Source organism: Methylophaga sp. UBA4204 (genome assembly GCF_002379485.1).
GTDB lineage: Bacteria > Pseudomonadota > Gammaproteobacteria > Nitrosococcales > Methylophagaceae > Methylophaga.
Genome location: NZ_DFTU01000109.1, coordinates 59,200 through 60,814, shown reverse-complemented (window position 1 = coordinate 60,814; position 1,615 = coordinate 59,200). Strand labels below are relative to the sequence as shown.

At 46.0% G+C, this 1,615-nt stretch carries 2 protein-coding genes; one reads left to right on the top strand and one right to left on the bottom strand.

Annotated features, from left to right (window positions below; genetic code table 11):
- A partial coding sequence (locus B3182_RS16180) for a sodium:calcium antiporter (RefSeq protein ID WP_414683355.1) occupies positions 1–513 on the top strand: 513 nt, incomplete at its 5' end.
- A 57-nt stretch (positions 514–570) separates the two neighbouring features.
- Here the strand turns inward: B3182_RS16180 and B3182_RS16175 are convergent.
- Positions 571–1,593: a M48 family metalloprotease gene (locus tag B3182_RS16175; RefSeq protein WP_292357149.1), complete on the bottom strand. Its 1,023-nt coding sequence runs from the start codon at positions 1,591–1,593 to the stop codon at positions 571–573.
- Positions 1,594–1,615: the final 22 nt, after the last annotated feature.

Below are 1,615 nucleotides of genomic sequence, written 5' to 3'. Positions count from 1 at the left end.
CGCTGGTTGGTTCAAAGTGCGGTGACGATTGCCTCATCGTTTGGTGTCAGTGAAGCCGTTATTGGCTTAACCATTATCGCCGCTGGCACGTCACTTCCAGAAGTCATGACCTCTGTTGTTGCGACCATCAAAGGTGAACGGGATATTGCTATTGGTAATGTGGTAGGAAGCAATATCTTTAATATTCTGGCGGTATTGGGTTTGTCGGGTTTGTTTTCCCCTACTCCATTACTGGCAAGCGAACAGCTGATGCAGATTGATGTACCTGTTATGTTGGCTGTGGCGATTTTATGTTTACCCTTATTCTTTTTGGGAAGCACGTTAAATCGATTTGAAGGCTTCTTATTCCTGGTGTTATATGTCGCCTATGTCTGGTTTACCATTGCAATGGCCTTGTCTTTACCGTACCTCCCACAACTGCAAGCCGGACTAGTCTATGGATTGGCTCCACTGGTTGGCTTTTACGTGTTACTTTGCCTGGTAAACGATTTATTACGCAGACGCTATAATTAGTGTTAACCATTATCTCTCACTTCAAATAGGTATTATTTGGGGTGAGGGATAATTATTTTATGGAGCATTTTCTATCTCAGGCCAGCCGTTAATCTCCGGGTCAAACCCGGGTTCCAGCGCCTGTATTCGTTTTACCAAAGGTGGATGTGTAGACAGCATTCCAGACATTTTATTTGAAAGCTCGGCAAACAACATGTGCCTAGCCTCTTCCAGTTCATCATGTCTGACTTTATTGGCACCTTGTTGACTGAGGGCCCCTATTTTTTTTAACGCGCCCGCTAACGCAATAGGATCACCGGTATAACGTGTGGCATCCGCATCAGCAAGATATTCACGTTGACGAGATATCGCTGCCTGCATGATTTTTCCCATAAAAGCCCCTAGTAATCCCAGTAGAATCAGAGCAATTCCGATTAACAGTATTTGAGCACCACCTTTTCTGCCGCGCCCACCTGAATGCATCAGAATCCGTCCGACAACATAAAGTGCCATCAAGCCGTGAATCAAACCGATTACACGAAGGTTGAGCCGCATATCGAGGTTACGAATATGAGCAAATTCATGGGCGACTACTGCTGTCAGCTCATCACGATTCAATAACGTTAATGCGCCACGAGTCACGGCAATAGCCGCATTATCGGGAGAGCTACCCGCAGCGAAAGCATTAATTCCGGGTTCGTTTTCAATGATAAAAACCTGCGGTGTCTGAATGCTGGCTCCCAGCGCCACTTCCTCAACGATGTTTTGATAACGTGTAACCAAGGGATCACCGGTTATCTCGTTAATATCAGTCGCTCCCAAAGCCTGAGCAACCTTTGCACCGTCACCGCCCATGGTGACTATTTTCCAAACAGAGGTCAGAACAATCACCATAGCAACGCCGGCAGCAACCAACCCAAATAGTTGCCAGTTAACCATTAATTGTTCAGTCTGATTAATACTGTCGCCGCTCATCCTGACAGAAGCCAGCGAGGCAATCACGGCTGCAATCAACGCCACAGAAAAAATAAACAAAGTCATCATCAATCGACTTTGTTTTCGGGCATATGCACCCAGTTGATAGCTGCTCATTGCAGCCATTTTTAAAACTCAACCTTGGGCG